This is a genomic window from Vibrio sp. 397, from assembly GCF_033339395.1.
GTDB lineage: Bacteria > Pseudomonadota > Gammaproteobacteria > Enterobacterales > Vibrionaceae > Vibrio > Vibrio alginolyticus.
Window position 1 is genome coordinate 154,692 of the sequence record NZ_JAWOUN010000002.1, and the last position, 10,100, is coordinate 164,791.

Annotated in this window: 7 protein-coding genes; 5 read left to right on the plus strand and 2 right to left on the minus strand. The window is 44.0% G+C overall.

The features are described 5' to 3' along the window. Positions 1–23 precede the first annotated feature (23 nt). Positions 24–2,987 (minus strand): TMAO reductase system sensor histidine kinase/response regulator TorS, encoded by a 2,964-nt coding sequence (torS, locus tag R7P36_RS03805; protein WP_213899161.1) that lies wholly within the window; start codon positions 2,985–2,987, stop codon positions 24–26. Positions 2,988–3,030: 43 nt separating this feature from the next. Here torS and torT point away from each other — a divergent pair, with 43 nt between their 5' ends. Then, positions 3,031–4,080: a TMAO reductase system periplasmic protein TorT gene (gene torT / locus R7P36_RS03810; protein ID WP_258659335.1), complete on the plus strand. Its 1,050-nt coding sequence runs from the start codon at positions 3,031–3,033 to the stop codon at positions 4,078–4,080. 64 nt (positions 4,081–4,144) lie between these two features. Beyond that, positions 4,145–4,600 carry a methylglyoxal synthase gene (locus tag R7P36_RS03815; RefSeq protein ID WP_005376571.1) on the plus strand — a complete coding sequence of 152 codons (456 nt, stop codon included), beginning with the start codon at positions 4,145–4,147 and terminating at the stop codon, positions 4,598–4,600. Positions 4,601–4,677: 77 nt separating this feature from the next. On the opposite strand, the gene helD is transcribed toward R7P36_RS03815, so the two are convergent. Then, the gene (helD, locus tag R7P36_RS03820; protein ID WP_005376572.1) at positions 4,678–6,747 is read right to left on the minus strand and encodes a DNA helicase IV; all 2,070 of its coding nucleotides are present in this window, start codon (positions 6,745–6,747) and stop codon (positions 4,678–4,680) included. A 323-nt stretch (positions 6,748–7,070) separates the two neighbouring features. Here helD and yccS point away from each other — a divergent pair, with 323 nt between their 5' ends. The 3 genes from yccS (at position 7,071) to R7P36_RS03835 (ending at position 10,027) form a co-directional block, all read left to right on the plus strand. Next, a complete protein-coding gene (yccS, locus tag R7P36_RS03825) occupies positions 7,071–9,224 on the plus strand; it encodes a YccS family putative transporter (protein ID WP_213899162.1) in 2,154 nt (717 codons plus the stop codon). A gap of 189 nt (positions 9,225–9,413) precedes the next feature. Next, positions 9,414–9,644: a hypothetical protein gene (locus R7P36_RS03830; protein WP_005376575.1), complete on the plus strand. Its 231-nt coding sequence runs from the start codon at positions 9,414–9,416 to the stop codon at positions 9,642–9,644. A gap of 80 nt (positions 9,645–9,724) precedes the next feature. Continuing rightward, entirely contained in the window at positions 9,725–10,027 is a 303-nt protein-coding gene (locus R7P36_RS03835; RefSeq protein WP_017635368.1) for a hypothetical protein, read from the plus strand. Positions 10,028–10,100 lie beyond the last annotated feature (73 nt).

The window sequence follows — 10,100 nt, forward strand, 5'->3', positions numbered from 1 at the left end:
TTTTATTTTCAATGCTCGATGGATTACTTCGCCATTAACTCATCCAGAGCTTGAATTGATGCAGACACTTGAGAAACTAAATCATCTTTAGTCGCATTATAGGTATCTAAAGGTTGAGCCGCGGCTTCAATTGCTTGGCAAGCGTTCATTAATGCAGTTAGTCCTAAACTTCCCGCGCTGCCCTTTAATTTATGGGCAAGGTTCTTTACTTCTTTACTATCATTGTCCTCAGCAGACGCTTGCAGTTTGCTTAATACATCAGTGCTGGTGGATCTAAACAGATTAATAATGTGCAACATCTTATCTCTGCCCAAGATTTTCATATCGGACTCAATCACGCTCGGATTAATGATAACCACATCGGGTTCCTTTTTTTGGGGTGCTTGAACGACCTTTGATTGTAGCTCTTGCTCTTGAGGCGAAATTTGATCAAACGGGGTACAGTCGGCATTTTGTGGCAACAACAACGGCTTTCCGTCTAGCGCATCCTGGATCAATGCCGCGAGTGCCTCTTTTGCCAATGGCTTAGGCAAGTATCCGTCAAAACCAGCGGCTAGATAGCGCTCAACTTCTTCCGCAAAAACGTGCGCAGACACTGCAATCATTGGCGTGACGGCAAGCGCTTTATTGGCCGGCTTATCACACTCAATCCGCTTTAAGCGTTGGATCAACTCAGTTCCATCACAATCAGGGAGGTTGATGTCGACCAAAGCGATATCAAAATCTTGTGTGCTGATCAGTTGCTCTGCTTGTGAGCCGTTTTCTGCCATCACGACTTGGTGCCCCATGCTTTCTAGAAAACCTTCCGCGACCACTCGGTTGACTTCATTATCTTCTACTAGCAAGACCTTTGCTTTCACTTTGCAACGTGCGGTTGCCACGGTTCCTGTTTCAACAGGTTCGCTTTCCTCTAACGGAATAGAGAACCAGAATCGGCTACCATTTCCCTCTTCGGAATCAACTTCTAAAACACCGCCCATCGCTTCAATGATTCGCTTACTGATGGCAAGTCCAAGCCCCGTGCCTCCAGTTTGGCTCATCCCACCTTCAGCTTGCGTGAAGGCATCAAACAACGTTCTCTGGTATTTTTTGGCAATTCCTATTCCAGTGTCTGATACTTCAAACAGGACTTGCGACTCGTCCTCAGGGTTCAGGCTAACGTAGATATCAATTTCTCCTTCGTCAGTGAACTTAATCGCGTTACCAACGAGATTGTTCAGCACCTGACTGATTCTGGTGACATCCCCTTTCCAGTAGCGACTAACATCACTTTCAATATGGTAGGAGAACAGCAGCTTATTCTCTTGTGCTCGACTGTTCATTAACTGGAAAGTGTCCTCCACCATTTGGTGTAAATCAAAGCCCATGTGACGAATTTCTAAATGCCCCGCTTCAATCTTGGAGTAATCCAGTACATCATTAAGGATCGCGAGCAACGTTTTACCACTACGATTAATGATTTCCGCATAACGCTTTTGAATTGGGTTGAGGCCTGAGTCAATCAACAAGCGTGCTGTCCCCAACACTCCGTTCATTGGCGTTCTTATCTCATGGCTCATCGTCGCCAAGAATGCCGATTTTGCTCGGCTCGCTTGCTCTGCTTGCTTGCGAGCTTTAGCGTGATTCAAAACCTCTTCATTCAAACGGCGGTTTGCTTGTTTTAACTGCGAAGTGCGCTGCTCAACGAGCTCTTCTAAATGCTCTTTATGCTCCTCAAGCTCTCGCTTGGCTTGAGCTTCACCCTCTGCTACCACTTTTAGTGCTTGCGCGGTATTACGAGCCGTGATGATGGCCTGCCCCATATGCGCCAACTCATCTTTGCCTTTCACTTCCAACTCAACCGCTAAGTTACCCTGCGCCACAGACAGCAACGCAGCGGAATATTCAGCTAACCGCTTCACAACAGAAAGGTACACCACACGCCATAAAATCAGCACCAATACAATCAAACCAACAATTGAAATAACGGTTAAAGACCACTGAGCGAATTTCAGTGTGCTGGTCAATTGGTCTACAGCGACGGTAGTGGTTTTGTTTGAATCATCAACCAATTTGTTGACCGTGCCATTAAGCTCTGAGAACAACTCTAATGTCTTTTGCATCAGCTGTTGTGACTGTTCGTTATTCTCGTATTGCTGCATCAGTATAGAAAATACGACCTGACGCTTACCAAGCTCTATGAGCAGTTGGCTCATTTGCTTAGAGCGCGTAGGATCTTCCACAGCGAGTACACGGCGTTGCATGATTTTGAGGTTGCTATCGAAATCACTTTGAACCTGTTGAATTCGCTCAATATTCGTTAATGTCCGAGCCTCTTCAATCTGATTCAACATTTTAAAGGCCAACAAGTGCAGTTCATGCAATCGCTCAGTCAGATCAAGATCGACCTCCACCAGTGCATCTAGCGCCTGATAAACTTGCGATTTTTTATTCGATTCTAATAAGTCATAAATATGCGTGACGTTAGCAACAGCAATGGTGCTTGTATTCTGAACTTGCGTACGAGTTAGTTGTTCTAGCTCTTCACTGAGCAGACGCATTTCTTCAACACGAGTATCTATCTCTTTTGCAAGCCACAGCTTTTTTTCAACCGAAACACCGAGTTCTGCCAAATTGTCGATAACGTTCTGGACGTTATTCTCTAAAGCTTCTAACAATTGAGAATCGAACGACTCACTCCCGAGCTCCTTGATGTGAGTGAGTAAAGACTCGAGCTGTTCGAACAGCACTCGCCCTGACTCCTTTCTTTCCTGCTCGTTTCTTGCGTTCGACAACATTTGTACAGACGAAATAATACGAGTACTCAACTCAGAGACTTGTCTCGCCTCAATCATGGCGGGAATCGCAGAATCCACGACATTTCTTTCGGTTTTGGCAACCAAAGAAAATCCAGACACACCAATAAGTGCCGATAACATGACCAGTATTGCCATCGCAATGAAAGACAACAAAAGTTTACGACCGATGCTTGCAGTTGCTAGCAGCATATTTTCATGACCTTAATGTTCGTGTTCAGCGACATATTACGTTATATTTTGCAGTGTTTACTTAATCTATGCCAACGAACTTCATTTCATGGTTAAAAATCAACACGCATTTCGCACATTTTTCAAACATTCTGCAGCCATTTTAACCCTAGTTGCTTCTTTGCCAGCGGTTGCCGCAGAGAAAATATGTGCAATATACCCTCACCTAAAGGATTCATACTGGTTGTCAGTAAACTATGGAATGGTGTCCGAAGCGAAAAGAGAAGGTGTCGAGCTACGAGTCCTTGAAGCGGGCGGCTACCCAAACAAAACCCGTCAAGAACAACAACTCGCACTGTGTAACCAATGGGGAGCAGATGCGGTTATCCTTGGGACCGTGGACCCACAGGCTTACGAGCATTCACTTAAAAATTGGGTGGGGAATACTCCCGTTTTTGCTACTGTGAACCAACTCGACTTGGATGAAGAACAAAGTGAGTTGCTAAAAGGGACTGTCGGTGTTGACTGGCATTGGATGGGATACGAAGCGGGTCAATATTTGGCAGCTCGCCATCCAAAGGGGTCAGGAAAAACCAACATTGCCTTACTTTTGGGGCCGCGAACTCGTGGTGGTACGAAACCCGTTACTGCCGGATTCTATGAAGCGATACAAGGAAGTGATATCAACATTGTTGACTCATTTTGGGCAGACAACGACAAGGAGTTACAACGTAACCTAGTTCAACGTGTGATCGATATGGGAAATATAGATTACATTGTTGGCAGTGCAGTGGCGATTGAAGCGGCCATCAGTGAGCTGCGCAGTGCCGGCAAAGCTGAGGAGATCGGTCTAGTTTCTGTGTACTTAAGTCATGGTGTATATCGAGGCCTGTTACGTAACAAAGTGCTCTTCGCACCAACAGATAAAATGGTGCAGCAAGGTCGGCTTTCCATGATGCAAGCAACGCATTACTTAAGAGGTAAAACGTATGACAAACATGCCTCACCAACCATCAAACCACTGACTCCGAAGACGCTTCATGACGACACGATCGAAGAATCGTTATCTCCGTCAGAATATAGGCCGACATTCCGTGTTAAGGCTGTTGATTGAAAGACCAAAAACGTGTTCTATTGAGTCACAACAATTTTAAAATCATACAAACGGAAACATCTTGATGCAAAAAACCATTCGTACCATGCCAACCCATAAACATGTGGCTTTGGTTGCTCACGACAACTGCAAACCTGAGCTACTTCGCTGGGTAAAAGAAAACAAAGAAAAGCTACAGAGTCACTTCCTTTACGCAACTGGCACGACAGGACACATGCTAAGTAAAGAAACTGGACTTGCGATCAAGAGCATGATCAGTGGTCCGATGGGCGGTGATCAACAACTAGGCGCTCTTATTTCAGAAGGCAAAATCGACGTTCTCGTTTTCTTTTGGGATCCACTGAATGCCGTACCTCACGACCCAGACGTTAAAGCGCTTCTTCGTATTGCTAGTGTTTGGAATATTCCTGTAGCAACGAACCGAGCCACCGCTAAGTTCCTGTTTAACTCCCCTCTTCTTGAGCAAGAAGTAGACATCGAAGTGCCGGATTACGAAGCCTATCTTGCTGAGCGCATGTAAGCTTTGATGCTAACCAAATAAAGCAAAGGCGATACCAAGTATCGCCTTTACTGTTTTTAACATTCTAAACGTTGCATTTAACGAGAAGTCACGATGGGATAGTCACCATTAACGAGCTCTTGAACGAATGCAGATCCCGCACCAGTATGCGTAATCCAAACCTTCTCTTTCGCACGTGTAATCGCCACGTAAAATAGCCTGCGCTCTTCTGCGTAAGGGAATTTGTCTTTGGACTCCGTCAACGCACCATCAATGTGAATTTGCTTCTTCTTAGCGGGGAATTGCCCCTCATCCACAGAAAGAATAATCACAAAGTCAGCTTCGCGTCCTTTACTCGCATGGCAAGTCATAAAGCGAATATCGAGATTAGGGAAACGTCGCAACCAATCGTCGAACAAATCGGGCTTATGATAATGGTTACGTCCTAGCAATAAAACTGACTTGGTTTGCTTGGCTTGTTGATTCAAGTGGTCCAAGATCTTTTCCACTTGATTGCTCGGCGCGGTATGTACGCTCTTCTGCTTGCGTTGTTTGTGGCTGTTTAGTGTTTTCGGCAACTGCGATGGGTTTTGCTGCACGAATGTATTCGCTACATCACCAATCTGATTGTTGAAACGATAAGTTGTATCTAAGTGATGAACGGTTGAGTGAGCAAAGCGTTCTTTAAAACCAGTGATAAGATCGACATCCGCTCCTGCAAACTGATAGATCGCTTGCCAATCGTCGCCAACAGCAAATAACGTGGCACCTGCTTGTTTCTGAGTGGATTCACACAGTGCTTCAATCAATGCCAGACGATCTGGAGAGATATCTTGATACTCATCGACCATAATAAAGCGCCATGGCGAGACAAACTTCCCTTTATTCACATAATCTGTCGCACGACTGATCATGGTTGGGAAATCCACTTGGTTGCTTTCTTTAAGCATTTTCTGCCACGCTGTAAAACATGGCCAGCATAAGGCGAGTTCACTATTTAAACGCGTATAGTCTTGGTGGTTTACGAGCTTTTCTTGTACTTGCTTTTTGGTCAAGCCCACCGCCGCTAAATGAGACAGCTGCGAATCTAGCCAAGCGATCAGTTTTGGATTTTCTGAATGGCTTCCTAACTCATCATCCCCTTTTAGGTACGCAATCGGCCATTTGTCTAAATGTTTTTGCCAACGTTTAAAGTTGGTGGGTGTCATCCAATGTTTTTTCAACCAGTCTACACACCATGCTGTTCGTTGATTTTCGTCCAACGCTAAAGGACTAATTTCGACAGGTTGCTGTTCGACTTGTTTAAGAATATACAAGCCCAACTGATGGAATGTGTTGACGCGCACACCGTCTGCCGCCATGCCCACTTTATCTACTAAGCGTTCTTTCATTTCAGTCGCCGCATCACGACCGAACGCTAACATGAGAAGCTCTTCTGCTTGAGCCTGATGGCTTTGCAACAAATAGGCAACTCGTGCGGTTAAAACGCTGGTTTTGCCCGAGCCGGCACCAGCAAGAACTAAGTTGTGGTCGTCGTTGAGTAATACCGCATATTGCTGGGATAAATTCAAAGGAGAGGATTCAATTTGATTAAACAGCACTTCCCAATTTGGACGTTCTGCTTCTAGCCAATCGCGATTACGCTCACCAAGCGCCTCAGAGGTATCAATGAGCCAAGGCTCTATTTGCGACATACGATTCGGCATTCGCATTTTGGCTTCTTCTAGGGTGGTTTTCATCTCGCTTAACTCTTGGTTAAGACTTTCAACCCAGGAGACCACTTGAGAATGCGATAAGTAAGCGGGCAAGTGCTTTAGTTTGTAAAGCTCTTCTTCCCACTTAGGTAGATACTCAGCCAGTTTTCGGCACTGAGTGTTGTGCCATTCTTGATACTGACGAACAGCTTCAAGAGCAAACTTACGGCATTGTGGCCACGGTAGTCCTTGTACTAGCCAACTTTGTTGTTTGCCTTCGTGCTCATGAGCAAAAAACTGCAAAGAGCTCCATAACAACCCACGCTTTACGCTAACTTTGCCATTCCAGATCGTAAAAGGAATATGTTCTTCACTGCCTATTGAGCTTAATAAAACACTGTTCTCTTTTATTTCGACGTGATGGTACTCATTTTGAATAAAAAACTGTGCTTTGCTAGTGGCAGTGAGCTGCATGAAACGTGCGCCTTTTAATTTAGAAGTTGTCGATTTATATCATTTTAAGGCGCCAAATTGTAGCAATGGCGAGCACCTAAGTAAGCATCTTCTTTTATTCTTTAATAAAATTCACATTACTGTCGATTTAGTAACCTAAAGCTCATTCTATTTGAAGCTGACTTTACAATTATAGACACATTGCGTGGCTGCTTTAGTATAAGTCAATGACATCCCTGTTGATTTTATCAGCAACAACGAATTTTTCTTAAAGTAAATCATAAACGCGCTATAGTGGGTTTGGTAGTATTCCCCCGTTCTTCATCGGAAACATAAGGCGCATTGTGCAAGCAACTTCTAAATTTCGGCTCTATTGGGCAAACAAGACCATAAATTACAGCGTTCTTATCCTAATCACCTTACTGGGTGTAGTTATCCCGACTTGGTACTTCGAGCAAAACACGCTGATCACGCCGCTAATACTGGGCGTTATTGCTGCTGCTTTGGCAGAGAGTGATGATAGTTTCACTGGGCGCATCAAGGCGCTGATTCTGACCTTTCTCTGTTTTGCGCTCGCCGCTTTCTCAATTGAAATCTTGTTCGACACCCCTTGGGCATTTGCATTAGGGTTATTTATCTCAACCTTTGGTTTTATCATTCTTGGGGCGATAGGTCCTAAGTACGCGAGTATTGCTTTTGGTTCGTTGCTGATCGCTATTTATACTATGCTTGGCGCACATGAAAGCACCGACATTTGGTTTCAGCCACTACTGCTTTTGACTGGTGCCGCCTGGTATTACTTCATGTCCATGATTTGGCAGATATTTTGGCCTCTTCAACCGGTGCAACAAAGCTTAGCCAATGTGTTCTTCCAAATGGCGAATTATCTTGATGCGAAAGCCAAGCTTTTTCACCCTGTGACCAACTTGACGCCACAACCGCTACGGATTGAAGCTGCAAAATGCAATGCTGCCACGGTTACGGCACTAAACGCTTGTAAAACCACATTACTTAACCGATCGAAACGGGGTCACATTGATGGGCCTAGTGACCGATTTTTAAATATTTATTTCATCGCTCAAGACATTCACGAACGAGTCAGTTCTAGCCATTATCGCTATCAGGATTTAGCGACCGAATTTGAACGTTCTGATGTGCTGTTTCGTTTTAAATATCTTTTGGAGTCTCAAGCCCAAGCGTGTCGTGATATTGCACTAGCCATTCAGCTAGGAAATGAATACTCCCATACCGATCAATCTATTCTGGCATTAGCTGAAGTACAAAACTCTCTTGCTTATCTAGAAGAACAAAAGCAAGGGCACTGGAAACGTCTTCTGATGCAGTTAACATATTTATTCAATAACTTAGCGACGGTAGAAAAACAGCTTAATAACATTAACAACCCAGATGTTGAAGGCCTCGAAGAAGATACTCTCGCCGATACCAACCCACACACGCTAAAAGCGATGTGGCAGCGTATATCAGCAAATTTACACAAAGATTCGATGCTGTTTCGGCATGCATTACGTATGTCAATTGCCTTAACGATTGGCTATGGAATCATTCAAATATTCAACATCGACCGAGGTTACTGGATACTCTTAACCACTTTATTCGTATGCCAACCGAACTACAGTGCCACTCGCCAAAAATTGACGGCAAGAGTAATAGGTACATTAGCTGGTTTGTTGATTGGTGTACCATTGCTGACTTTTTTCCCTTCTCAAGAAAGCCAGTTAGTATTTATCGTTATCTCTGGTGTGATGTTTTTCGCCTTCCGGATGAACAACTATGGGTACGCGACTGGTTTTATTACACTGCTCGTCCTCTTCTTATTTAATCAACTAGGTGAAGGTTACGCAGTTGTCCTTCCTCGACTAGCAGATACCCTCATCGGGTGTGTACTTGCAGTAGGAGCTGTATTAGTTATTTTGCCCGACTGGCAGTCGAGAAGGCTTCACAAAGTTATGTCGGATGCGATAGAGGCAAACAAGCAGTATCTCGATCAGATCATTGGTCAGTATAGAATCGGCAAGAAAGACAATTTGAGTTACCGTATCGCTCGCCGCCAAGCCCACAATAATGATGCCTCACTCTCTTCTGCGATTAGTACGATGCTGGCGGAGCCTGGCAAATATCGCGCAGCTGTTGATGAAAGTTTTCGCTTCCTAACGTTAAATCACGCAATGTTGAACTATATTTCTGCATTAGGCGCGCACAGAACTCGCATCGAAGATGAGTCAATTCATAAACTCGTTTTAGATGCTCACCGTTGTATTCATCAGCATCTGGATGTACTTCATAAACAGCTTCACCAGCATTGTGAGGAGTGTGACCTATCTAATATTGATGATGCTGGACTCGAGCAACGCTTAAACGAATGGCGCGATGAAGACGACAGCTCTGCCCGCATGGTATTGCAGCAACTTCATCTTATCTATCGCATGCTCCCAGAGCTTCATTCACTTGCTAGTAAGTTTGCCGTCAGGGTAAGTTAGTAACATTCAAACCATATGTAAGAGGGAAGCGCTATATCGCTTCCCTTTTTCTTTTTACGCTTCCATCTACCCCAAAGTGGGTAATTATGTACCTTCTTAGGAAAAATCTGACGTATCACTTAACACACCTTGACAATATTCGGACAAAAAGCAATCGATCAAATTCTAATCTATTTTGGTTGAATAAATATGTTGTATCCAAAGGATGAAGAATTTCGGGCAACGACGGATAAACCGAATCACGACGAAGGTATTGAGATGAACGCACAACAATTTAATGAACTTAAACAAAAGCTCAGTGATTTAACGGCAAGTCAGTTAAAGTCATTACAAGGTGAGATCAGCGTGAAACTAAATAAAGCGCAAAAACCGGTTCTATCTGGTGAAGAAAGAGAAATGCTTGCCAAACTGTTTGCCTAATCAAGTCATTGATATAAAACACCTGAACGTTTTATAAACTCCACCTATGCTCTCACTATCATAATGTTGGGAGTAGTGATATGCCTGTATCGGGAATTCAATCTGGACACCACATCGTTCAGATGTCACAACAAATGGCCGAGAAAGCTGCACATGGCATTTACAATAATGTAAGTAAGGTAAAAGAAGAGCTTTCTGATCACAACATCGATTTAGCTGCGGTTGCGGATGTCGCAATAACAGCCTCAACACCTAGCCTTCCCTCTCAAAAAGTTGAATCTCTCATCAACCTAGCACAAGCCGCTGGTTATAACCGAGTTGGCGCGTCTGTCATAGAGAAAAACAATGAAATCATTGGCAGCTTGCTAGACATCCACGTTTAGGCGATTTAACGTCAAATTATCGCTATTTTAATTTCCAACTATCACTATAACGTCGTAACAAGATAACCCCTTT

Excerpts from the sequence above, each read along its gene's own strand:
- torS (WP_213899161.1), bottom strand. The coding sequence starts at position 2,987 with ATGCTGCTAGCAACTGCAAGCATCGGTCGTAAACTTTTGTTGTCTTTC.
- R7P36_RS03815 (WP_005376571.1), top strand. The coding sequence starts at position 4,145 with ATGCAAAAAACCATTCGTACCATGCCAACCCATAAACATGTGGCTTTG.
- helD (WP_005376572.1), bottom strand. The coding sequence starts at position 6,747 with ATGCAGCTCACTGCCACTAGCAAAGCACAGTTTTTTATTCAAAATGAG.
- R7P36_RS03830 (WP_005376575.1), top strand. The coding sequence starts at position 9,414 with ATGTTGTATCCAAAGGATGAAGAATTTCGGGCAACGACGGATAAACCG.
- R7P36_RS03835 (WP_017635368.1), top strand. The coding sequence starts at position 9,725 with ATGCCTGTATCGGGAATTCAATCTGGACACCACATCGTTCAGATGTCA.